Origin of the sequence: Candidatus Koribacter versatilis Ellin345 (assembly GCF_000014005.1) — a bacterium.
GTDB classification, from domain to species: Bacteria; Acidobacteriota; Terriglobia; order Terriglobales; family Acidobacteriaceae; genus Korobacter; species Korobacter versatilis_A.
In genome coordinates this window covers 1,542,570-1,565,751 of the sequence record NC_008009.1, presented here as the reverse complement: position 1 = coordinate 1,565,751, position 23,182 = coordinate 1,542,570, and the positions used below count along the sequence as shown (strand labels likewise).

18 protein-coding genes and 1 other RNA gene are annotated in these 23,182 nt (G+C 59.7%); 9 read left to right on the top strand and 10 right to left on the bottom strand.

The features are described 5' to 3' along the window. Positions 1-105: 105 nt before the first annotated feature. The gene (locus tag ACID345_RS06620) at positions 106-462 is read right to left on the bottom strand and encodes an NADH-quinone oxidoreductase subunit A (protein ID WP_011522091.1); all 357 of its coding nucleotides are present in this window, start codon (positions 460-462) and stop codon (positions 106-108) included. A 171-nt stretch (positions 463-633) separates the two neighbouring features. Here ACID345_RS06620 and lysS point away from each other — a divergent pair, with 171 nt between their 5' ends. Beyond that, positions 634-2,160 (top strand): lysine--tRNA ligase, encoded by a 1,527-nt coding sequence (gene lysS, locus ACID345_RS06615; protein WP_011522090.1) that lies wholly within the window; start codon positions 634-636, stop codon positions 2,158-2,160. A gap of 268 nt (positions 2,161-2,428) precedes the next feature. Here the strand turns inward: lysS and ACID345_RS06610 are convergent, their stop codons facing one another. Both ACID345_RS06610 and ACID345_RS06605 read right to left on the bottom strand, forming a co-directional pair. After that, positions 2,429-5,170, bottom strand: coding sequence for an ABC transporter permease (locus tag ACID345_RS06610; RefSeq protein ID WP_011522089.1), 2,742 nt, complete (start codon positions 5,168-5,170; stop codon positions 2,429-2,431). Next, positions 5,163-5,513 carry a PadR family transcriptional regulator gene (locus ACID345_RS06605; RefSeq protein ID WP_041855508.1) on the bottom strand — a complete coding sequence of 117 codons (351 nt, stop codon included), beginning with the start codon at positions 5,511-5,513 and terminating at the stop codon, positions 5,163-5,165. Before ACID345_RS06605 ends, ACID345_RS06610 begins: the two co-directional genes overlap by 8 nt. Before the next feature lie 143 nt (positions 5,514-5,656). Here ACID345_RS06605 and ACID345_RS06600 point away from each other — a divergent pair, with 143 nt between their 5' ends. From ACID345_RS06600 to ACID345_RS06590, 3 genes are all read left to right on the top strand, one after another. Next, positions 5,657-6,727 (top strand): bifunctional transcriptional activator/DNA repair enzyme AdaA, encoded by a 1,071-nt coding sequence (locus ACID345_RS06600; RefSeq protein WP_049761762.1) that lies wholly within the window; start codon positions 5,657-5,659, stop codon positions 6,725-6,727. Positions 6,728-6,732: 5 nt separating this feature from the next. Beyond that, a complete protein-coding gene (locus tag ACID345_RS06595) occupies positions 6,733-8,166 on the top strand; it encodes a pyridoxal phosphate-dependent decarboxylase family protein (protein ID WP_011522086.1) in 1,434 nt (477 codons plus the stop codon). Positions 8,167-8,365: 199 nt separating this feature from the next. Then, entirely contained in the window at positions 8,366-8,737 is a 372-nt protein-coding gene (locus ACID345_RS06590; protein ID WP_011522085.1) for a YbjQ family protein, read from the top strand. A 382-nt stretch (positions 8,738-9,119) separates the two neighbouring features. Here the strand turns inward: ACID345_RS06590 and ACID345_RS06585 are convergent, their stop codons facing one another. Both ACID345_RS06585 and ACID345_RS06580 read right to left on the bottom strand, forming a co-directional pair. After that, positions 9,120-10,439 (bottom strand): flavin monoamine oxidase family protein, encoded by a 1,320-nt coding sequence (locus ACID345_RS06585; protein ID WP_320408722.1) that lies wholly within the window; start codon positions 10,437-10,439, stop codon positions 9,120-9,122. 62 nt (positions 10,440-10,501) lie between these two features. Next, positions 10,502-11,752, bottom strand: a complete 1,251-nt coding sequence (locus ACID345_RS06580; RefSeq protein WP_011522083.1) for a hypothetical protein — start codon at positions 11,750-11,752, stop codon at positions 10,502-10,504. Between the two features lie 201 nt (positions 11,753-11,953). Here ACID345_RS06580 and ACID345_RS06575 point away from each other — a divergent pair, with 201 nt between their 5' ends. Further along, entirely contained in the window at positions 11,954-13,243 is a 1,290-nt protein-coding gene (locus ACID345_RS06575; protein ID WP_011522082.1) for a tetratricopeptide repeat protein, read from the top strand. 119 nt (positions 13,244-13,362) lie between these two features. After that, positions 13,363-13,833, top strand: a complete 471-nt coding sequence (bfr, locus tag ACID345_RS06570; RefSeq protein WP_011522081.1) for a bacterioferritin — start codon at positions 13,363-13,365, stop codon at positions 13,831-13,833. 61 nt (positions 13,834-13,894) lie between these two features. On the opposite strand, the gene ACID345_RS06565 is transcribed toward bfr, so the two are convergent. Then, positions 13,895-14,467, bottom strand: a complete 573-nt coding sequence (locus ACID345_RS06565) for a hypothetical protein (protein ID WP_011522080.1) — start codon at positions 14,465-14,467, stop codon at positions 13,895-13,897. A 95-nt stretch (positions 14,468-14,562) separates the two neighbouring features. Continuing rightward, a complete protein-coding gene (locus ACID345_RS06560; protein WP_011522079.1) occupies positions 14,563-15,279 on the bottom strand; it encodes a tyrosine-protein phosphatase in 717 nt (238 codons plus the stop codon). A gap of 155 nt (positions 15,280-15,434) precedes the next feature. Between ACID345_RS06560 and rnpB the strand changes: the two genes are divergently transcribed. Then, positions 15,435-15,860, top strand: an RNA gene (gene rnpB, locus ACID345_RS26150) — RNase P RNA component class A. A gap of 23 nt (positions 15,861-15,883) precedes the next feature. On the opposite strand, the gene rtcR is transcribed toward rnpB, so the two are convergent. Beyond that, positions 15,884-17,488 carry an RNA repair transcriptional activator RtcR gene (gene rtcR / locus ACID345_RS06555; RefSeq protein WP_041855507.1) on the bottom strand — a complete coding sequence of 535 codons (1,605 nt, stop codon included), beginning with the start codon at positions 17,486-17,488 and terminating at the stop codon, positions 15,884-15,886. Positions 17,489-17,635: 147 nt separating this feature from the next. Here rtcR and ACID345_RS06550 point away from each other — a divergent pair, with 147 nt between their 5' ends. Together ACID345_RS06550 and rtcA are read left to right on the top strand one after the other, a co-directional pair. Further along, complete coding sequence (locus ACID345_RS06550; protein ID WP_011522077.1) at positions 17,636-18,865, top strand: RtcB family protein; 1,230 nt, start codon at positions 17,636-17,638, stop codon at positions 18,863-18,865. A gap of 49 nt (positions 18,866-18,914) precedes the next feature. After that, a complete protein-coding gene (gene rtcA, locus ACID345_RS06545; protein WP_041855506.1) occupies positions 18,915-19,955 on the top strand; it encodes an RNA 3'-terminal phosphate cyclase in 1,041 nt (346 codons plus the stop codon). Positions 19,956-19,965: 10 nt separating this feature from the next. On the opposite strand, the gene ACID345_RS06540 is transcribed toward rtcA, so the two are convergent. Further along, the gene (locus ACID345_RS06540) at positions 19,966-21,558 is read right to left on the bottom strand and encodes a phytoene desaturase family protein (RefSeq protein WP_011522075.1); all 1,593 of its coding nucleotides are present in this window, start codon (positions 21,556-21,558) and stop codon (positions 19,966-19,968) included. 4 nt (positions 21,559-21,562) lie between these two features. Next, positions 21,563-23,161 carry a phytoene desaturase family protein gene (locus ACID345_RS06535; RefSeq protein ID WP_041855505.1) on the bottom strand — a complete coding sequence of 533 codons (1,599 nt, stop codon included), beginning with the start codon at positions 23,159-23,161 and terminating at the stop codon, positions 21,563-21,565. Between the last annotated feature and the right edge of the window lie 21 nt (positions 23,162-23,182).

Below are 23,182 nucleotides of genomic sequence, written 5' to 3'. Positions count from 1 at the left end.
GCGGGAATCAACCTCCCATGAAAGTGGGACATTGCACTTTTCAACGCATAAAGAAAGGCGGCCCATAGCCGCCTCTCCTAACACCTAAAGCCTAATAACCCGCCTCTACACCCACTCCAACGCGCCCTTCTTCCAAACCCACGCATATCCGGCAATCAGAATCCCCAGGAACAGCAGCATCTCCACCAGTCCAAATACTCCGAGCGCCTTGAACTGCACCGCCCACGGGAACAGGAAGATGGTTTCCACGTCGAACACCACGAACAGGATCGCGACGATATAAAACCGGATGGTATAGCGCTGCCGCGACGAATCGAACGGATCGATACCGCACTCATACGGCATCAGCTTCACTTTGCTGGGCTTCGCTGGCCGTGCCAGCTTAAAGAGCATCAGGGTCCCGGCGCCAATCCCGAACGCGACGAGCAGGAATATAAAGATAGGAACGTAATTCTGCGGCATAAGAAAGCTTCCTTGTCCGTCCTCTATAATCAACGGTTCGATACCGACGCGCTGTGACGCTCGTCACGTCGCGAAAAAACAGGCGTTAGCCATTAGGAATTAGGCCTCGAGTTCACGGTCTTCCCTAATTCCTAATTCCTAAGACCTAAAACCTTCTGTTAAGGACATTCCGTGTCGTTAGAAGACAATATTTACCAGCTTCGCCTCGAGAAGCTGAAGCAGATCGAAGCCCTCGGCCAGCGCGCCTACCCGTTCAAATACGAGACGACCCACACCGTCCCCGAGATCTGGGAGCAGTTCGAGTCCAAGACTGGCGAAGAACTCGAGGCCCATCACATCGACGTCCGCGTCGCCGGCCGCCTCATGTCCATCCGCGGCCAGGGCAAGGCCGGCTTCGCCCACCTCCAGCAGAACGGCAAGAAGCTCCAGCTCTACGTGCGGCTCGACAACGTCGGCGAAAAAGGCTTCGCCCTTTATAAGCTGCTCGATCTCGGCGACTTCATCGGCGCCAAGGGATACCTCTTCCGCACCCGCACCGGCGAACTCAGCATCCACGTCGAAGAAATCACCTTCTTAGCCAAGGACCTTCTCCCGCTGCCCGAAAAATGGCACGGCCTCACCGACGTCGAACTGCGCTACCGCCGCCGTTACGTGGACATGAACATGGACCCCGACGTCCGCGAGGTCTTCATCAAGCGTGCCCGCATCCTCCAGACGATGCGCAGCTTTTTCGACCAGCGCGGTTTCGTCGAAGTCGAGACCCCGATGCTCCAAAGCCAGTACGGAGGCGCTGCTGCACGTCCGTTCACCACCCACCACAACACGCTCGACATGGATCTCTACCTGCGCATCGCGCCCGAGCTCTATCTCAAGCGGCTCGTCGTGGGCGGCATCGACCGCGTCTACGAGATCAACCGCAACTTCCGTAACGAAGGCATCAGTACCCGGCACAACCCCGAGTTCACCATGCTCGAGTTCTACTGGGCCTACGCCGATTACTTCGACCTCATGACCTTGACGGAAGAGCTCTTCCGCCAGCTCGCCACCGAAGTCACGGGCGGGACCACGGTCCAGTACGGCGACCACACCCTCGACTTCAGCAAGATGGAACGTCTCACCATGCGCGACGCCATCCTGAAGTACTGGCCCGAGAACGCCGGCCCCAAGCCCGCGTTCGAAGACTTCTCCAGCGCCGAAAAGGTCGCCGCGATGGGCAAGCACCTCAGCGAACTGAAGCTCATGCCCTTCCAGGTGAATGCGCCGAAGGGCGTAACCATCGCCGCAATGTTCGAGGCCCTCTCCGAGGAGCACCTCGTGCAGCCGACAATCCTTTACGACTTCCCGGTCGAGATCTCGCCGCTCAGCAAGAACCACCGCGAAGATCCGGAGTGGGTGGAGCGCTTCGAAGTCTTCTGCGCCGGCATGGAAATCGGCAACGCCTTCAGCGAACTCAACGATCCCATCGAGCAGCGTAAGCGCTTCGAAATGCAGTTAGCCGAACGCGCCCGCGGCGACGAAGAAGCCCATCAGATGGACGAAGACTACGTCCGCGCCCTGAGCTACGGCATGCCGCCGACGGGAGGCATGGGCATCGGCATCGACCGTACGGTGATGCTCCTGACCAACAGCAAATCGATCCGCGACGTAATCCTCTTCCCGCTGCTGCGACCGGAGCAGGAGGAACCTGCTGAGCCATGAGCGAAACCGAGCAGCGATTCTGCACGTGCAAGGATTGGGAACCCTGTGGCTGCGGTAACCAACCTCCTTACCATTGCATGTGGTGCTGCCTCGACCTGAACGCGGAGCAAATTGAAGAAGCCAAACGCAGGGGCTATTACCGTGGTGACCGGCCCTCCACGCGTCACTAGAAGAGTTCACAACCTCTGTGCACTCTGTGCCTCTGTGGTAGATTTCGCGGCGAAAGTTCAACTCCAGCCCCGAAATCATCGTGGTCGCCGAATAGGTCTTACTCTTCTCGCAACGCCGTCATCGGGTCCAGCCGTGCCGCGCGGATCGCCGGAATCGCGCTCGCGATCAAGCACACCGCCAACAGCGCCACCGCCGCCGCCGTGAGCATCAACGGATCATGCGCGGTCAGGCCGTAGAGCAAACTCGCCGCGCTCCGTGCGACGATCACCGTCAGCGCCACACCGAACACCGCCCCAGTCACCGTCAGCGCCAGTGCCTCGCTCACGATCATCCGCACAATGTGCCAGCGGATTGCGCCCAGCGCCATGCGTATCCCGATCTCATTTGTCCTCCGCGCCACGCCGTACGCAATCACGCCGTACAGTCCAATCGCCGCCAGCAAGATCGCGAGCACTCCGAAGAAGCCGCTCAGCGTGGCCAGCAGCCGTTCGCGCAAAAGGCTGTTTTCGATTTCACGGCGTAGATCGTGGAACTCCAGCGTTATCCCAGGATTTACGTCCGCCGACACGCGCCGCAACGACGCCATGAGCGAAGCCGGATCCAGTTGCGAGCGCACAACCACTTCCGTGTCCGGCCGGTCCGACCGATTTTGTGACTGCGGGTAGTACGCCATCGGCTCAAACTCGTCCCGCATATCGTCGAACTTGCTGTCCTTCACCATCCCCACCACCACCCACTCCGGCTGCCTCTCACCAACGTAAACCTCCACCTTGAACGTCCTCCCGATGGGGTTATTTGTTCCCAGCAGCACCTTCGCGAATTTCTGGTTCACGATTGCCACCGGCTGCGAGGTCGCCGTATCCTGAGCGTCGAAGTCACGCCCCATCAGCAGCGGCGTTTGCATCGTTTGGAAGTAACCCTCGGTGATTGTGTCTTCGATCGAAGTTGTCTCTTGTTTCTTCCCGTCCACAACAATGCGATCGTTCCATCCATTGCCCATGAACGGTCCAAACATCACTTCCGCTGCGCTCTCGATTCCCGGGACTGCGCGTACGCGCTCCAGCAATGTTCGCTTTAAGGGCAGGCGCGCCTCTGTGGGCAATTGAAGCGATGAAAAATCCATCATCATGACCAACACGCCATCGCGCCGGAAACCCGCATCCTGTGCCAGGATTCGCCGCAAGCTTCCAGAGAACAACAACGCCCCTGCCACCAGCACCAGTGACACCGCCACTTGCGACGCTACCAGCACCTTGCGCAAACTCACCCGCTCGCGGGTCGCACTCTGACCACGGCCGGAGCTGTTCATCAGCCGTGCCGGGGACGCCTTCGTCGCCCGTATCGCCGGTCCGAGTCCGAACAGGCAAGCGGTTAGCATCGCCAGTCCGGCGCCAAACCCGAGCACCCGCCAATCCACTGCCAGGTTCACGAACAGGGTTTGTCCGAGGTACCGCACCAGCAGCCGGCTCAACCCGAACGCCAGCAACAGTCCGAACACTGCTCCGCCACTTGCCAGCAGCAGGCTCTCCACCAGCAACTGCCGCAGAATACGAACTCGCTCCGCGCCAAGCGCCATTCGCACCGCAATCTCGCGTTCCCGGGAACTCGCTCGCGCCAGCATCAAATTCGCAAGGTTCGCGCAGGCAATCAGCAGCACTGACCCAGCAATCGCCAGCAGCAACCACAGTGGAGTTTCGTACTTTTCGCGCAGTTCGGAGACCCCGTTTGCCGCCGGGTACGCAGCGAGTTTCTTCCCCAGGTATTGCTTCGCTGTGTCCGCTTGAAACTGCGGAGGCAGCGTCTCGCGGAATGCGCTCGCGGAGATCGCATTCAGTTGTGCCGAAGCCTTGGCAAACGTCCAGCCCGGCTTCAGCCGCCCCATCACCGTGAGCCACCACCCGCGCGGCATGTTGTAGAAATTGTCTTCGCCATTGATCACCGGCTCCGAGCACAGTGGCACGGCTACATCGAACTGCCGCCCAATCTCCATCCCATAAAACGACGCAGGCGTCACTCCGAGAATCGGGAACGGGTGCCCCTCGAGCCGCACCGTCCTCCCGACCACATTCATATCGCCGCCGTACTCGCGCTGCCAGAACGGATAGCTGATCACGGCGCCCACCACACCGCATCCCGGATGGTCATCGGGCGCGTGCAGCACGCGTCCGAGCAGTGGCTGCACTCCAAGCGCATCGAAGAATTCGCCGCTCACCCACAATCCGTGCGCGTAGCGCGCCTCTCCGCCATTCGCAAGGTTGAACGTCGGCCAGCCGCCAAAGGCAAATACATCGCTGAATCCCTGCTGCTGTTGCTTCACCTGCATCCACAGGCCGTTCGTCATGTACGAAAAATCACCAGCGCCATGCCCGGTGCGACCCAGATTGGTCGGCCGTATCATCGCGAGTTCCTGCGGGTTCCGCACCGGCAGCAACCGCATGCGTACCGCGTCCAGAAGCTGAAAGATGGCCGTATTCGCGCCGATTCCCAGCGCCAGCGATGCAATGCACACTGCCGAAAAAATCGGGCTCGCGCGCAGTGCCCGCACCGCATAACGCAAGTCTTGCCTCAGCCCCGTCCACGGCCGCCCGCCGCCCGATCCAAGTGCAACGGTCTCCGTTCCCATGCGTTCCACCTGTTTGAATTCGTTGGCCAGGTCGCGTGCCCCGAGTTCCGCCTCAATCGTCCGCAGTGCCTCAGCCTCCGGTACGTTCATGGACCTCAGCCCGTCGTAACGATCGCTCAAATGCTGCGCCACTTCCTCAACGATCTCCGCCTCTCGCGGACCAGGAAGCCGCAATTCCTGCAGACACCCTCTCACCAACTCGCGAAAATCAGGCATGGCGCAGCCCCGTAATTCGCTGCATCGCGGCCACAAATTGCAGCCATGTGCTCTGCTGCTCCTTCAGCGTCTGCTTGCCTTGCGCCGTCAGCCGATAGTACCGGCGACGCCGCTGCCCCGCCTTTTCCACCCAGCGCCCCACAATCCAGCCGCGCTTCTCCAGCCGGTATAGCAGCGGATAAAACGATGCCACGTTGAACCGCACCGCTCCCTCCGAGCGCAACTCAATCATCTGGCTGATTTCGTATCCGTGCCGTGGACGGCCTTCCAGCAGTGAAAGCACCAGCAACTCCGCACTACCCTTTTTTAATTCCCGATCGAGTGTTGCCCGGTGGCTCTTCATATATGGCATAAACATATATGCCTCTGACAGACATCAGTCAAGACTTTGGCCAGCGCCAAATGCACCACTCGTCCCAGAATTCCCGGCCAGCTCGCATCGTTTTACAATGAAGTTTGACCACACTCCCCGGATATCACCCAACCATGAAGCCCCGTACTCTAAAACTCGAGGTGAACGAGATGAGTACAGAAACCATGTGGGAGAAGGTCCTCCAGCGCGACGCCGCCGCCGATGGCCGCTTCGTTTACGCCGTCCGCAGCACGCATATTTACTGCCGCCCGACGTGCCCGAGCAAGCGCCCTAACCGCGAACAGGTTGAATTCTTCGCCAATCCGAAAGAAGCCGAGCAGAAGGGCTACCGCGCCTGCCGCCGCTGCGCCCCGAAGACTGAGAACATCGCCTCCCACGTTGCCCGCATCTGCCGCGAACTCACCGACGACTACAAGGGCCTCTCGCCCGAAGACATCGCCGCGCGCGAGGGCCTGGCACTGCGCCGCCTGAACCAGATCTTCCGCACCGTCCTCGGCGTGACAGTGCGCGAGTATCTCGCCAGCCACAAACTGGAAGACTTCAAGTCGAAGCTGAAGACCTCGCAGGACGTCACCGGATCCATGTACGACGCCGGCTTCGGTTCCCCCAGCCGTCTCTACGAAAAGTCCGACGCTGTCCTCGGCATGACGCCCGCCAGCTACGGCCGCGGCGGCCGCGGCGCGCACATCGCCTTCGGAATTCGCGACTCCGAGATCGGCCACATCCTGATCGCCGCGACAGAGAAAGGCGTCTGCACGATCAGCTTCGGCGACAACGCCAAGAAGCTCGAGTCCGACCTCCGCAAGGAATTCCACGCCGCCGAGATCACCCGCAACGACGACGCTGTCGAGCAATATCTCGACGCGATAGCCGCGCACATCGAAGGCAACGAATTCCTCACATCGATCCCCATCGATATCCACGCCACAGCGTTCCAGGCCAAAGTCTGGCAACTCCTGCGCAACACCAAGCCCGGCGAAACCCTCACCTACAGCGGCCTCGCCGCGAAGCTCGGCGCGCCATCGGCCTCGCGTGCGGTCGCGCGCGCCTGCGCCTCGAACCGCGTCGCCATCGCGATCCCCTGCCATCGCGTGGTCGCCGCCTCGGGCGATCTCAGCGGCTATCGCTGGGGCGTCGAACGCAAGCGTCAACTTTTGCAGCGCGAGCGAAAACAAGTAGTCTAAGAAGCATGGGCTTCGAACTTACACGCGACGAACGACAGCGACTCGGCTATCAACTCATCGACCGCATCAACGACTTTTTCGAGTCGCTGCCCACGCGCAACGTCCAACTCCCAGCCAACGAACGCACCTTCAGCCCGCTCGCCGAGCCCATGCCCGAGCTCGGCGACGACGCCACCCGCGTTCTCGACGACCTCACCACCGAGCTCATTGACCGCGGCTTCCACGTTCCCGCCGCTAACTACTTCGGCCTGATGAATCCCACGCCGACATACATGGCGGTTCTCGCGGAAGCTCTCGTCTCCGCGCTCAATCCGCAACTCGCATCCCTCGCACGTTCCCAACTGGCCAGCAAGATTGAAAATGAAACCGTCCGCTGGATCGGCGAACGCGTCGGCTGGAACTCCGCCTTCGACGGCACCTTCACCAGCGGCGGCAACGAAGCCAACTTCTCCGGCCTCGCCCTCGCCCTGGCCCACCACTTCCCCGACGCTATCGAAAACGGCGTCGCCTCCATCGGCGCGCAGCCCGTCGTCTACTGCTCTGCGGAAGCCCATCACTCGCTCGACAAATCGGTCGGTCTCCTCGGTCTCGGACGCAAGGCACTCCGCCGCATTCCGATCAACGATCGCATCCAGCTTGATCCTGAAAAATTAGTTAAGGAAATCGATAACGATCGATCTGCGGGATACAAGCCTTTCTGCGTAGTCGCCACCGCCGGTACCACCAACTCCGGCGCCGTGGACGACATCTCTGCCCTGGCCGACATCTGCGAGAAGCACAATCTCTGGCTCCATCTCGATGGTGCCTACGGTGCTGCTGCCATCTTCAGCGACAAGCATCGCGACTTGGTCCGCGGCATCGAGCGCACCGACTCCGTGACCATCGATCCGCACAAGTGGCTCGCCATGCCCTTCGCCGCCGGTGTCATCCTCACCCGCCATCCTCAGGCCTTGCGCGATGCCTTCGAGGTCTCGACGCCCTATATGCCCAAGCTTGCCAACGCCGCCATGACCGACAACTTCAAGGTCAGCACGCAGTGGTCGCGCCGCATGAACTCGCTCAAGGTCTACCTCACGCTCAAAGTTCACGGCCGCGCCGCCTACGAAGAGCTCATCGACCGTCAACTTCAGCTCGCGAAAGTCGCAGCCGACTGGTTCGAACAATCCGATCTCTTCGAACTCGCCGTGCCGCAGGTATTACCGATCCTCAATTTCCGCCTGAAGGGCGTGCCCGAGCAAGATCTCGCCGCAGCCCACACGCGCATCGTCGAAGAAGTCACCCGCGACGGCCAGCGCTGGATCTCGCCCACGATGGTGAATGGTCGCAGCGTCTTGCGCATGATGATCATCAGCTACTTAACGACGGAAGAACATATTCGCGATCTGCAGCAAGCGCTCGTTAGTGCGGCACGCACTCTGCCGGCAACTGCAAGGAGTTAGGCATTAGGAATTAGGGGTTAGCAATACGAGAGCGCTGTAGTCGATGTTGCGGCTCCCCTGATGCCTAAAAACCTAACGCCGAATTCCCAATCGCTTCTCAGCAATAAATCAATGGCCTGTAATATTCGCGCAGCGTTGCTCACAGCGGCCATTCCCGCGCTAAACTGTCTGCGACTTCCCCAAGGAGGGAACGAACTCAATGGCAACCGCAGCTCCGCCGCGTGGCGTTGTAGCGCATCACATGGTCAGCACCGCTTTTGAACTCGACGAGTTCACCATCGTCAAGAACCTGGGCGTCGTACGAGGCATCGTCGTACGCTCGCGCTCGATCATCGGCAACATCGGCGCAAGTTTGCAAACGCTCGTCGGTGGCAACATCACCATCCTCACCGAACTCTGCGAGCGGACCCGCAATGAGGCCTTCGAACTCATGATCCAGCATGCCGCCCAACTCGGCGCGAATGCCGTCATCGGCGCGCGTTACGACGCCACCGAAGTCATGCAGGGCGTCACCGAAGTCCTGGCGTATGGAACTGCGGTCTACGTGGTGCCGAAACAGACGCAACAATAAGCGCGAGACGCTTCGTGAAGGGCACGCTTTGGGCGTGCCTTTTCTTCGCCTTCATTGAGGGGGTACCCCCCTCCCCCCTATATTTTGTTTTCAGCAACTTAGCCTGTGGAAATCTCGTAAAAATTTGAGCCACAAGGGGTTAGAGGCAAAAATTTGAAAACAAAGGAGTTCGGGTGGAAAACCTTGAAACAGAAGGTAGCTCCACTCCGAGTCCGCATCGCTATGCGGATTCTCCGGTCGCCATGACAGCGGGTCATTTCGTCGCCAGGACGGCGGTTCATTTCAAAGATCAGTTGCTCTGGTGGGAATGCCCCACACTCGCAGGGTACGTGCAGGGATGGGAAGGGTCTGTGATGACGGACACAGGTCGCTGTGCGATGTGTCACCTGCGCGATGTGAGCGCCCGCTTTACTTCCTCCGCCGCTCGCAACCCGGTAGCGATGGCGCCATGCACCGTGGCGTGATGGCCCTGCGACTCTGTCGCCTCCCCCGCAAAAAACAACGTATCGGCAACCGGAGAAGCCAGCGCCTCCTGCGCCCCCAGCCCTCCAGCTTTCACGTAGCTGTAAGCCCCGAGCGCGTACGGATCAGCCAGCCAGTCGTGAAAGTATCCGGAGATGAAAGAGTTCGTAATTTCCGCTGCATACATCGGCAGCGCTCGCTGCAAAGATGCCTTCGCCTGCGCAACCACTTCCTCATGCGACATCCCGCGAAGCTTATCTGCACAAACATCCGGCGCCCACCCGACGAGCAGCGGCGATTCAACCGGGTGCATCGTCCACCAGGTCGGGAAATAATCATCGTCTGCCATGAGGAAATGCATCTTGTGCAGGTCCGGCGGACCGTCTTTCTTCACGGCCCAGAACCGCTCGCGGAATTGCAAAGTCACGCGAAGCACCTTGCCCATGGCCAGCTTGTTCGCAGCCGTCCATTTCTCGGGAAGGTCCGGATGAAACTTCACTGCGCCCGCTTGCAGCAACGCCAGCGGCAACGTAATGATGGCTTTGCTTGCCATCGTGTAGCGTCGCACGTTTCCTTGCATCGTCAGGGTCGCAACGCCATCGGAACTCCAACTCACATGCTGGACAGCGTGATTCACTTCGATGGGCGCGCCTTCCAGCCGCTTCAAATACCAGTCGAGCAAAGCCTGGTAACCATGGCTCGGCCGAAACTGCTTATCGCCATCAATCTCTTCTTCGGCTTCACCCTCGCGCACCATCGCATGGACGCTGATCAGCCCCGGATCAGCCGCGTGAAATCCGCGCACATAGCGCAATGCCCACTGCGCGTCGGGCTTCGTTTCGGCTCCATGCTCGCGCAGGAATTCCAGGAACGACCGGTCTGGTGCTTTATCGTCGAGTTTGTTGAGCACCGACTCGCTATGCTGGAAGAAATCGAAGCGCCGAACCCTATCGCCATCCGACGCAAAGTTCTCGCCCCCGAGTTCAACGGGATCCAATCGGGCCTGTTTAGCGATGTCGAAGAGTTCCGGCGGTTTTCCATGGATAAACTCCGCTCCCAGTTCAACCGCCTGCTCCACGCCTTGCACCGGCAACGACCAAACGCGGCCGCCGATGCGGTCGCGAGCCTCCAGAATTCGCACACGAAGACCAGCTTCGTGGAGTTCGGCAGCCGCAGCTAGGCCGCTCACTCCCGCGCCGATGATGATGACGTCATCCTGCATGCTCTCGCCCTGGCTCAAAAAGCGAATGCTCCCGGCAAGCATATCGCCGAGAGCATAAACTTTGCAGCCCGCTCTGGAATTTAGTCCTTGTCGTCGTCGGAGTCGGCCTTCGGCTTCTTCTGGTCCGGCCGATCCTTCGGCTTCGCGGCGGCTTCGGTCACGGTGACGTTCGTGGCGCGGTAGTTCTCGCCATCGAAAGTCGCGGCGATGTTCACCGAGTTCCCGATCTTCAGCCCTGAGCGTTCGCTCTTGCTGTGGCCGTCAAACTCGATGTCGTACACCTTGCCGTCGGTCTGGTTTTCCACCGATACCACGCCATCGCGAAGATTGACGTTGGTAATCACGCCGGCGAACGTATAACTCGCACCCGGCTTCGCTAGAAGTGTCACTTCCTTCGCGATCCCGCGGTTCGCCTTGTCGGGCGCAAACACCACATCCACCAGCGCGCCTTTGGCGATGTCGCCCATAGACGCTGTTCCCTGCTGCGCTTTCACCTGCGTCTGGTTGCTGATGCGGAAGCTGACTGGTTTCGACGAGAGTGCATCCTGCAACTGAATGACGCCGCGCGCGGCGTCGTACGAAGTGATCCGGCCGCGCACTTCGGCTGCGCCGGTTTCGCTGATCACGCGCACGTTTTTCGCGAAGACGTTGGCGCCGTCAAGCATGGTGTCGAAATAAACGCGGTCGCCCTTCTTGATGCTCTGGATCGTCGTCTCGACACCGTTGCGATAAATGTGCGAGCGCTCGTCGATGTAGATCGGCATCTTGTTCTTCGCGCCGTAAGGCTCAACCGTAACCCGGCTATGGATGCGGTCCACCTTCGTCGCGACGCCCCCAATCAGCGTCGGCTTGCCCTTCGGCAGTGGCGGCACATCGAGCAGCGGATCGGGAGCGCCGGTCACGCCGGTATGCTTACCCACGGCCGAGGAATCAAGAATCTTAGTTTCGGGAGCGCCACTCACTGCTGGCGTTATCTCGACATTCGCCATGTTCGGCGCAGCATCGCTCTGCGGCTTGGCATTCTGCTTCGGCGTGGACTGCTCCGGCGCAGAGCTTTGGCCGGCAGCACCCTGGTCGTTGGTGTTGGTCGGTGGCTGCGTGGAGGCCGGCGCGGGCGTCTTGGCATCCGTTGCCTGCGTGGCCGCATTGTTCTGTTCCGTCGTCGCGGGTTTCTCCGCCGGAGGAGCACTTGGCTGTGCCTGCGGAGTCGTTGACGGAGCGGCTCCGGGCTGGGCCGAGGAAGTTCCGGCAACGGGATCCGGACGGGTGCCGCTCTGCGCCAGCGCACAGCTTGCGCACAATAACAGCGATAGAAATAAGGTCTTGATCATCGGGGAACTCGGAAACTCCGAAACAGTGCTCCTGCTCGCTCGGTTGGATGCTGAATTGGCCCTCAGGAGTTAGCAGCGTTCTTCCTCAAAAATCACCGCGCCTTCCCAACCGCTCACAACGCTGGAACCATTTCTCCCATCCAAACAGAAAGCGAAGCTGCTGCCCGCTCCACGGACGGGTGTGCGCTCGGAGGAATTCCCTTGGCTATTGCCTCTCGTTCCCTGCGTTGGATTGGCACAACCGCCCTGGTGTTGTCGCTGGCGGGCGTCGCGTTTGGCGGCGATATCCACTTGAAGCTACCCAAGAAGTCGAAGCCCACGCCGGTGCAGAAGCTGAACCAGGACGGCGTAAAGGCCGTGGAGAAACACGATTACAAGCACGCCAAGAAGCTTTTCTACCAGGCGTACCTACTCGATCCCGATGACCCGTTCACGCTGAACAATCTTGGCTATATGGCCGAGCTCGACGGCGAAATCGACCGCGCCCAGCGCTATTACGCGCTCGCCGCCGACCAGAATTCCGAGGCCGTGGTCTATAAGGCCACCCTGAAGCAAGCCGAGGGCAAAGCTGTTGCGCAAGTCGCCGGCAGCGCCGCCGACGACCAGATGCGCGTGAACCGCCTCAATATCTACGCCATCAGCCTGCTGGAAAAAGACCGCGCCCCGGAAGCTGACGTCACGCTGCAAAAAGCCCTGGCACTCGATCCGAAGAGTCCCTTCACGCTGAACAACCTCGGATACGCCAAGGAAAAAGAAGGCGAGCTGCAGCAGGCTTACCGCTACTACTCGCAGGCCGCAGCTTCGGGCTCCCGTGAGCCGGTGCTGGTCAGCGTGCATCCGAGCTGGCGCGGCAAGCCGATCGACCAGATCGCCGACAACAACGCCAAGAAAGTCCAGAAGTTGATGAACAAAGAGGAAGACGTGGCAGCGCAGGTGGCGCGTCTGAATCTGCGCGGTGTATCAGCGCTGAATCGCAATGAGCGCGCGACCGCTCGCCAATACTTCCAGCAGGCCTACAAGCTGGAGCCCAACAACGCATTCACGCTGAACAACATGGGCTACCTCTCTGAAATGGACGGCGACCGCGAGACAGCCGACTTCTTCTACGCCAAGGCGCAGGAAGCTAACCGGTCGAATTCGAAGGTGCTGGTTGCTACCCGCAAGTCCGCGGAAGGCAAGAAGGTCGCTGAAATCGCGAGCGTGAACGACACCAGTGTGACCGATGCGCAGCAGGCCTCGTTGCAGGCACGGCGTCGGGAACAAGGTACGAATGTCGAGTTACTTACGCGCGACCGCCAACCGGTACGGAATGTCACGGTTGAAATCACGCAGCACCGCGCGCAGCCAGTAGAAGCCGAGGGCGTAGTCACGCACACCGAAGAAGTCACGATGCAGCGACCGGCGCCGCCGAAGAAGACAATTGCGCCGATCCGCCCCATCGAGGATCCCGGGCCGCGGAGCTATTCGAACGCCGACACACCGCAGCAGTAATAATCCAGAATTGCAACCAGCCCGAGACTCGTCTCGGGCTTTTTCGCGCACAAACCTTCGTGACCTCCATCACCGCCCTATCCCTTCCTGCCATTGCACGATGTATGCGGAGGAATTGGATGAAAGGCGATCCCAAGGTTATCGAACAACTGAATCACGCGCTGCACGGCGAGATGACAGCAATTCTGCAATACATGACCCAATCGGAAATGTGCAGCAACTGGGGCTATCCGCGGCTAGCGGTGCTGACGAAAGCACGCGCCATTGAAGAGATGCGTCACGCCGAAGGGCTCATCGAGCGCATCATGTTCCTCGACGCCGTGCCGGAAGTGACGGTAAGCCTCAAGCCGGAGATCGGCGCCAACGTGACCGAGCAATTCAAGTTCGGCTTAAAAGATGAGCAGGGTGCGATTCGTGAATACAACGACGCAATGAAGATCTGCGCCGACGCCAACGATCGCGGAACCGAAGACCTCTTCGAGCACATGCTCGTGGACGAAGAGCGCCATGCCGACTTCCTCGACGCACAATTACATGCCATCGAGGAAATGGGAATTGCTAACTACCTCGCACAGCAAGTGAAAAACTAGTTCGCATTTTTCGAGGACACGGGCAGCGCCTCACGCTGTCCGTAGCACTTTACGCGCAAGACTACTCGCAGTCCGCGTCCTGGATTTTCTTTGTGTGCTTCCGTTTGAAGAAGAAGTGATGAAGCAGCGGTGAACCCCACGCACCGATTCCCAGCAGGGCCGCAAAAATGATCACCGCATCTATGGAAGAGCGGCCCTCCTTCGCCCAGTAAACATCGCGCAGGTTCAGCCAGAGGGCGAATTCATCCAGGGTCAGAGCGGCGCCCACGCCATACATGCTCGCGAGCAGACGGTTAACAAAGATGTCCGTGGGCGAGTTTCCGCTGCCCAGATCAGCGAGCCACGCGTAGCCCACCGCCAGCAGGATCAAGATTCCCCAAACCAGGTGGTGGATATGGCGGCCGCCCATCATCACCCAGCCGAATGGCCCGATGCTGTGCGTAATGCAAAGCACTAGCAGGCGCACCCCGACAAATGTCGCAAGAAACGCCACCGTGGCAACGAACAACCGGCGGCGTGGCCGGTCCGGAATATGGCAGTGAACGATATGGCCGAGTTTCGTGAGATGCAGGAGCAGCATCATCGTCGAAACGATAACAATGCCGAAGATGAGCAGGACCCAGGCGCCGGACATGTGTACCCGGAGAGTTTGCCACAAATCTCAGCAGTTGCCGACTTTCAGCAGACAGACAGATTAGAGCAGCAGGAGCCTCAGCCGTCGCATGCGGATCACATCTCAGGCAGATGCTGGTTCGTAACAATGGCCATCGGATTGGTCTCCGACACCGCGCGTGCAAGGTCCTCGCCATACGTTTTCGCAATAATCTTGCGCGCTTCTGACAACACCGGGTTGCGATGATTGAGGCTATGCGCGTCGCTGGCAATCACGTGTAACAGCCCTTGTTCGGCGTACCAGTGCGCAAGTTTCTGCACGCCGCGGCCCCATTTGCCCACGAACGCCGACGCCGTCACCTGCACCAGCACACCCATTTCCGCCCACTCGCGGACCTTCTCGGGCTTGTTCTGCAGGATCGGATTGCGCTCAGGATGGGTAAGGATCGGCACCAGCCCCTTCGACGTCAGCGAATAGATCATGTTCGGCATCTGCGGCGCGATGCTGAAATCGCTCAGTTCGATCAGCATGTAGCGCGTGTCGCCGATCGCGTATCGCGTCGGGTGCGCCACTGCGTCTTCAATGTTGTCGAAGGAAAAATGAAAATCGCAGCCCAGGATCAGCTTAATCCCGTCCCCCACTTTGCCCTGGAGTTCGGCGAGCAACTTGGTATGGCTCTCGCGATCGTACTTGTATTCGTAGTTGGCGTGCGGCGTGGCGACCATGTGCGTAGTGCCGTCGCGCTCCGCAATTTTCACCATCTCAATGGCTACTTCCCAGGACCGGGCCCCATCGTCCACCATGGGGAGAATATGCGAGTGAATGTCGACCATTATGTCTCTTAAAACAGTAGCACGAAGCGGCGGAGGTGCGAGAGTACGGTGGTGTTACGAGTCGTTGTCCGGGAGCAAACGTCGGCGTACGTCTCGTTCGAGCCATCGTCGCCGCCAGAGCTCGATCCTGAAGCCCGCTATAATAGACAAGTTAGCCGCTGGGCCGGACGGCCGCTGCTGCATCGGTTTACGCCCGGTTCGCCGGGGCCGTACTGATGTGGGGGAGGAAAGTCCGAACTCCGCAGAGTGGTGTGCCGGATAACGTCCGGGAGGGCGCCGTTAAGGGCGTTCGACGGAAAGTGCCACAGAGAACATACCGCCCGCCGCAAGGCAGGTAAGGGTGAAAAGGTGCGGTAAGAGCGCACCGGGCGCGCAGTGATGCGCGTTGCATGGCAAACCCCACACGGAGCAAGACCAAATAGGGGAGAAGTTCGCGGGGCAACTCGCGATGCGTGCTGACTCGGTGCGCCAAACTTCCGGGTAGGTCGCTTGAGCCAGTCAGTAATGATTGGCCCAGAGGAATGGTCGTCCCGCCGGCGCAAGCCGGTGGACAGAATTCGGCTTATAGGCCCGGCGGCTAAACAATTCATCGAAACATTCTTCGCTAGCGGGACCCTGCGCGCACTTCGTTCCACGACAATCCAAACCGTCCCAGGTATTTGCTGAGACGATCAGCATCATTCCCCGTTGCCTTCCTGGTCCTCGAAACGCCAAAGAGACGCCGCCCCGCGACGGACAGCGATCGCGCGGCCCGACAAACTTCGACGACCTGGGCAAGCTGCAACTGATCGAACAAATCCATCTGCACGAGAACTTCCGGGGCGACGACAAGAGAAAGATCGCTCGGATGCCCTCCCTCGCTGCGAGACCATGAGTCAGCAAGCCGCCGAATCTCTTCCCTCACAATCTCAATCGAAATCCGCCCGCCCGCCGATAGCGTCGCCATTCGCACCACGGCTGCATTCAGATCGCGGAAATTTCCCGACCACTTCGCTTCCGACGATCGCGCGAATTGCAGGAAGTGCTGATACGCCTCCTTGTTGAACGCCACTCGATCGCCGTTTCTCGCCGCGAATTGCTCCAGTTCAAACGCAAGGTTCGGCTCAATGTCCTCCACCCGGTCGGCGAGACCGGGCAGTTGAAACATCCAAAGATTAATACGCGCGAGCAGGTCCTCGCGGAACTTGCCGTCCCGGACCGCTTGCAACAGGTCGCGGTTGGTCCCCGCAATCAATTGGAAATCGCTCTTCACTTCCCTGTCGGACCCGAGAGGCAGAAACACCTTCTCTTCAATGGCGCGCAACAGCATCGCCTGCTCATCGAGTCCCAGCTCTCCGATTTCATCCAGGAACAACACGCCGCCGTTTGCCGAGCGCAACAACCCCAGGCGTTCGGTCACCGCCCCGGTAAACGCACCTTTGCTGTGCCCAAACAGCGCCGACATCGCGCCATCGCCACGCAGCGTCGCGCAGTTCACCTCCACAAAGTTCGCCGCCACCGCATGACGCTGCTTCTTTAGTTCGAAGATCTTCCGCGCCAATCGTGACTTTCCCGCGCCGGTCGGCCCAGTGAGCAGGATCGGATCACGCGTCGCATTCGCCACCTTCTCAATCCGCTCGATCAACCGGTTGAATCCCTCGTTCCGCGTCTCAATCCCGCCCTTCAGGAACGACGCGCCCTCCTGCTGCTCCTGCCGAAATCGCGATGCGATGCGATCGTACTTCGACAGATCGAGGTCGATGACCTTCACCGTACCTGCGCCACCACGTTCGCGGTCCGGTGACGACTGCAGCAACTTGCCCGGAATATGCCGCGACTCCGTCAGCAGAAACAGGCAAATCTGCGCGACGTGAGTGCCGGTCGTGATGTGCACAAGGTAGTCCTCTCCATCGTCGAACGTGTAGCCGCGCGCAAACGAGAACAGCTTCTCGTAGACCTGCTCGAAGTCCCACGGATCGCTGAACTCGACGTTGTGCAGCACAACCTCAGTCTCTGGCGACGCCGTCCCGATATCCGCTCGCACCAACTCGGCCAGCGATTGCTCGCGCCTCCCATGCAATAACTCAAAGCGGTCGACAATGAGATCCGGCTGCCGACAAATTGCCACCGATGGTCGCCAGTTCTGCCAGCGGTCTGGATGTTTCCCAAGGTCGAGCGTGGTTCCAAGCAGCCCCACGACGACCGTCGGACGGCGCTCACGGTTCTTCATATGTATAAATCTTAGAATATAAGCGAATAGTGAGCACGATAAATTCCCACCGCGAACGCATAAAGTACACTCAATCAGCAACTTCCGGATACCCACTACTCTGGTCGTCCTATTGCATTAGCTTCTTTCGTTACAGAGGAGCAAAGCATGACTGACAGCACTTACAACGTCTTTGCCCCGGCGAGCGGGGTTCCGATCAAGGCCTGGACCAAGGGTGTGCCCGTGGAAGATCAGGCAAAGCAGCAACTGATGAACGTTGCGCAGATGCCCTTCGTCTTCAAGTGGGTCGCCGCCATGCCTGACGTGCACTGGGGAATCGGAGCGACCATCGGCAGCGTGATCCCTACCAAGGGCGCGATCATCCCCGCTGCGGTTGGCGTGGATATCGGCTGCGGCATGATGGCGGTTCAGACCAGCTTGCACGCGAACCAGTTGCCGGAAAACCTGCACGCGATTCGCGAAGCGATAGAGTTGGCTGTCCCGCACGGACGCACCAACAACGGCCGCGCTGGCGACCGCGGAGCGTGGAGTGATATTCCCGAGCGCAACCTCAACACTTGGGGCGAGTTGAAGCCGCGTTATGACGCAATCCTCGCCAAGCATCCGAAGTTGGACCGCGGCAACCACGCGAACCATCTCGGTACGCTCGGCACGGGAAACCACTTCATCGAGGTGTGCCTCGATGAATCGGACAACGTCTGGTTCATGCTGCACAGCGGATCGCGCGGCGTCGGCAACCGCATGGGAAGTTACTTCATTGAACTTGCCCGCAAGGACATGGAGCGCTTCTTCATCACTTTGCCGGACCGCGACCTCGCGTACTTTCCGGAGCACACCGAGCACTTCCACGAATACGTGGAAGCGGTCGAGTGGGCACAGGATTTCGCGCGCTGGAACCGTCACTTGATGATGCAGCAGATTGTGGATGCAGTCCGGCGTTCGGGGCAGGTGCCGGAGTTTACCGCTGAAGTACAGGCGATCAACTGCCACCACAACTACGTGGCCCGCGAGAACCACTTCGGCGAAAACATTCTCGTGACCCGAAAGGGCGCGGTACGTGCGCGCCTCGGCGATATGGGAATCATTCCCGGCAGTATGGGAGCACGCTCGTTCATTGTTCGCGGTAAAGGCAACGTCGAGAGCTTCCATAGCTGCAGCCACGGTGCGGGACGCGCGATGTCACGCAACGAGGCGAAGAAGCGCTTCACCGTGGAAGACCACGTACGTATGACCGCTGGTGTCGAGTGTCGCAAGGATGCCGATGTGATCGACGAGACTCCGGCTGCGTATAAGCCCATTGACGACGTGATGGCAGCGCAGTCGGACTTGGTCGAGATCGTCTACACCTTGCACCAGGTGGTCTGCGTAAAGGGATGACACAGAGGGGCCCGCAGCTTGTATGCGGTGCGGGCCCAAGGGGCTGAACATGATTGTTATTGATGGATCACAGGGAGAGGGCGGCGGACAGATCCTGCGCACCGCGCTGAGCCTCTCGATGGTGACGGGGCAGCCTTTCACCATCGAAAAGATTCGCGCCAACCGCGAGCGGGGAGGTCTGCTCCGTCAGCACCTCACAGCCGTATTGGCCGCCGCAGAAATCAGTGGTGCAAATGTAACCGGCGCCGAGCTCGGCTCGCGCACATTGACTTTCGCTCCGCAGCGAGTCACGCCCGGAGATTACAGCTTCGCCGTTGGAACGGCAGGCAGCGCCACACTGGTGCTACAAACGCTTTTGCCCGCATTGATGCTCGCGAACAAACCCAGCAACGTAGTCGTCGAGGGCGGCACTCACAACATGGCCGCGCCTCCTTTCGATTTCCTCGCGAAAACCTTCGCGCCGATTATCGAGAGCATGGGTCCCAAGCTGAAACTTACCCTGGATCGCTATGGCTTCTACCCTGCCGGCGGTGGAAAGATTACCGCAGAGATAGAGCCCGTCGAAAAGCTGAAACAACTCGAACTTCTCGATCGCGGGGAGGTCCTCCAGCAGAACGCCGTTGCGCTGCTCGCACATCTGCCGCGTCACATCGCAGACCGTGAACTCGAGACTGCGTCAAACATCCTCGGGCTCGCGCCGGAGAGCACCCGGATTCTCGGCACCAAAAATTCAGCCGGCCCGGGCAACGCGCTCATGATCGAAGTTCAAACGGAAAGACACACAGAGATATTTACGGCTTTCGGGAAGGTGGGCATCAGCGCCGAGAAGGTCGCCGAAGAAGCGGCCGTCGCGGCCGCGCAGTATGTTGCGTCTTCCGCCTTCGCCTGCGAGCACCTCGCAGATCAACTGTTGTTGCCGATAGCGCTCGCGGGAGGAGGTTCGTTCACGGCCGTGCGGCAGACCATGCACGCGCGCACCAACATCGAGATCATTCGGCTCTTCCTGCCGGTCTCGTTTGAAATCTCTGAAGAGGAGAATTGCGCTCGCGTTGCTCTTTCGACGCGTGACCGGGCGGGCGTTTCTGCCTGAAAAACCGCCGTCAGCGAAGGTCTTTGACGATCTCGCGCGCGGCATTCTCTCCGGAGCGTCCGGTCAATCCTGCACCGGGGTGCGTGCCGGAACCGCACATATAGAGACCCTTGATGGGGGTACGGTATCGCGCATACCCCAGCAGCGGACGCATGGTGAAAAACTGCTCCAGGGTCAACTCGCCGTGAAAGATATGGCCGCCGGTTGATCCGTAGGTCGACTCAATCTCGGCCGGCGTGATCACTTGCTGGTGAAGAATCCGGTTCGGCAGGTCGGGTACGTAGGCGGAGAGGGTTTTGATTGCGCAGTCTGCAAATTCGCCGGCCCGGGTTTTCCAGTCTCCGGTACGCAACGCGTACGGAGCGAATTGCACGTAGACGGACATGATGTGTTTTCCGGAAGGAGCCAGCGACGGGTCGGAAACCGTGGGGACCATCACGTCCATATACGGTTCGCGCGAAAATTCCCCGTACTTCGAGAAGTCGAAAGCTCGCTCGACATAGTTCATCGAAGGTCCAACGTGAATGCGGCCCGGGTACAGGACGTCCCGATCTTCCCTCTTCTCCAGCGCTGGGAATTTCGGCAACCCGTCAACCGCCAGGTTGATCTTCGCGACCACGCCGCTTGAGCGGTATTGCTGAACGTGTTGCAGGAAAGTTGGGGTGAGGTGAACCGGATCGACCAGGTTCAGCAAGGTGCGCACCGGGTCGGCGTTTGAAATGACCGCGCTTGCCGCGATCTCCTCGCCGGTGGTGAGCCGCACTCCTGTAACGCGACCGTCCTTTATCGTGATTCCGGCGACCTCAGCATTGGTTCGAATCGTCGTGCCCGCGGCGGTAGTTGCTTGGGCCATCGCCTGGGTTAAAGCACCCGTACCGCCGATGGGAAAACTCGCGGAGCCGGCGACATTCAAATCATCAGCGCAGCGCAGCAAAAGCAGGTTCGACGTCCCGGGCGAACGGGGACCAACCCCTGACCCAAAAATTGCGCGCGCCGCCAGTGCACCCTTGAGAAGATCGCTGTCGAAACATTCGTCCATCAGGTCCGCGATCGGCATGGGCGCCCATCGCAGCAGGCGATAGAGATCCTGCTTCCCCAGTTTGCGAATCATACGTCCGGTCGATACGCCACGGAAGAGATCGTCTTTGGAGGGGCTGTCAATGTCTGGAGGCGTATTTCCCGCGAGCTGCGCAAAGATTTTGCCGAGGCGGTTGAGAATGCTCTGGAACTCCGTAAACGACTTTCCATCGCGAGCCGACACAGCAGCAAGATGCTGCGCCGTTTTCGCCGGATCGTCGTAGACCGTGACTGAGCCACCGTCGGGCGAAACCGAGGTGACCCGGGCCTTCGGTTGGGTCATGCGCAGGCCGTGACGCTCAAGGGCCATGTCCCTTACGATTTCCGCTCGAATCGGGCCGCCGGTATGCGCGAGGGTCGGGCACCGGAATCCTGGCCACACTTCCTCGGTCACCGCCATGCCGCCGACCATCGGACGTGCTTCCAGCACGATAGGTTTGAATCCTGCGCGCGCCATATAAAACGAAGCGACGAGGCCATTGTGCCCGCCGCCGATGATGATCACATTCCCGCGCTCGCCGCTCATAAGATCAGGCTTTCCAGTCTTTCAGGATTTCCAGTGCGGCGATCCGGCCGGGAGCCCCCATAATCCCGCCGCCCGGATGGGTCGCGCTTCCGCACATATAAAGGTTCTTGATCGGAGTTCGATATTGCGCCCATCCGGGAACTGGCCGGAGGAAGAACAACTGCTCCAGGGAAAGCTCGCCCTGGAAGATGTTTCCTTCGGTCAAGCCCCACTCCCGCTCCAGGTCGAGTGGTGTCACCACCTGTCTACCGACGATGATGTTCTTGATGTTCGGCGCATACTGGCTCAGCGTGTCGATTACGGTGTCGCCGAATGCCTCTTTTTTCTCGTCCCAATTGCCACTGGCGAGATGGTACGGCGCATACTGCACGAAACACGACATAACGTGCTTTCCGGGAGGCGCAACCGAAGGATCGGTCAGACTCGGAATCACCATATCGATGTACGGGCGCTTGGAATACTCACCGTACTTAGCGTCGTCGTAGGCCCGCTCCATGTAATCGACGCTGGGCGAAATCGAAATTGCACCGCGCAGATGTTCGCCGCGTCCCGGCAGGCATGTGAAATCCGGAAGACTATCGAGCGCGAGGTTCACCTTCGCAGAGGAGCCGCGGAACTTGTAGTGCTCCACGCTCGAAACGAATTCGTCCGGAAGCTGGTTCCGGTCGAGCATCTTGAGGAACGTAAGTTTCGGGTCGACGCTCGAGGAAATCACGTTGCCGAAAATCTCGTCCCCGTTTTCCAGGACAACGCCGATCGCTTTGCCGCTCTTAACCAGGATCTTCGCAATCCCTGCTTTGGTGCGAATCTCCGCGCCCGCTTCGCGCGCAGCATCGGCAATTGCATTTGAGATGGCTCCGGTGCCGCCGCGGGCGAATCCCCACGACCGGAAGGCGCCGTCAATCTCGCCCATGTAGTGGTGAAGCAAAACGTAAGCCGTACCCGGGGAACGTACGCCGAGAAATGTGCCGATGATGCCGGATGCTGACATCGTGGCCTTGAGCACGTCCGTCTCGAACCATTGATCGAGAAAGTCGATCGCGCTCATCGTCATGAGCTGGACCTGGTTGTACTTGTCGTCCTCGGGCAAGTCCTTAAAGCGCCGGCCGAGGAAGAGCAGCTTCATCAACTCACTCGGCTTAAGCGTTGTAGGATTCGGGGGCGTCATCGACAGGATGGGCTTAACGAACTTGCACATCTGCAGCATGGCCTTCCCGAATTCCTCGTACGCCTCTGCGTCTACTCTCGAATGGCGGGCGATCTCACGGCGTGTCTTGCCGTGATCGTTTACGCGCCACAGGTAGTCGCCACTGGGCATCGGAGTAAACGTCCCATCCAGGGGAAGGATTTCGAGACCGTGACGCGGGAGATCGAGGTCGCGGATGATTTCCGGTCGCAGAAGAGAGACGACGTAGGAACACACGGAGAACTTGAAACCGGGAAAGATCTCTTCTGTAACAGCGGCGCCACCGACAACGTGCCTGCGCTCCAGAACGACCGTCTTCTTGCCGGCGCGGGCAAGATAGGCGGCGTTCACCAGCCCATTGTGGCCGCCGCCTATAACGATAGCGTCGAATTTGTTATTCGTTGTTTGATTGGTCATTTTAATGGAGCGGAACGAGAC